The sequence below is a fragment of the Oleiphilus sp. HI0066 genome (assembly GCF_001635725.1).
On record NZ_LWFH01000011.1, the window covers coordinates 1 to 628 of the forward strand.

A 628-nucleotide genomic window follows, 5' to 3' on the forward strand; every position below is an offset into this window, starting at 1 on the left:
ATCAGCACCCAGTTCCTAGAAGCTTGTCCCTTTATATTCACGTGTCGTTTTGTGCATCGCTTTGTTATTGCTGTGGTTGCAACAAAGTGGTGACTCGAAATATGTCTAGAGCGGATGAATATATTGAATTGCTAAGTAAAGAGATCGCTTTAAAAGCGCCATTATTTGAAAGTGGTCGCTTAGTCGAACAGATTCATTTTGGTGGCGGCACACCGACCTTTATGAGCACTGATCAGATCAAAGAGATCCTAGAGTTACTCGCACAATCTTTCCATTTTGGACTTCCTCAAAAGCTTTAGATGGGCATCGAAATCGACCCACGAAGCGTCACAGTAGATGACATCGATGAACTAGTGGGCCTAGGCTTTAATCGCTTTAGTTTTGGTATTCAGGTCTTTAATCCAGAAGTACAAAAAGCGGTGAACCGTGAACAAAGTATTGAACAAATCGAGGCGCTTGTAGCGCGCGCTCGTGCTTTGGGTGTCAGCTCCATTTCTTTTGATTTAATTTATGGATTACCGAAGCAGACTCGTGCTTCATTTGATGAAACACTGAAAGAAGTTTTGCGGATTAAGCCTGATCGCTTAGCGCTTTATAACTACGCGCATATGCCAGATAGAATGCCTGC

2 protein-coding genes are annotated in these 628 nt (G+C 43.0%); both read left to right on the top strand.

The window, feature by feature from the left end; genetic code table 11:
- The first annotated feature begins 101 nt into the window (after positions 1-101).
- Complete coding sequence (locus tag A3738_RS00615) at positions 102-299, top strand: hypothetical protein (RefSeq protein ID WP_068763260.1); 198 nt, start codon at positions 102-104, stop codon at positions 297-299.
- The coding region (locus A3738_RS00620; RefSeq protein WP_156503843.1) for a radical SAM protein at positions 300-628 on the top strand (329 nt) is incomplete at its 3' end.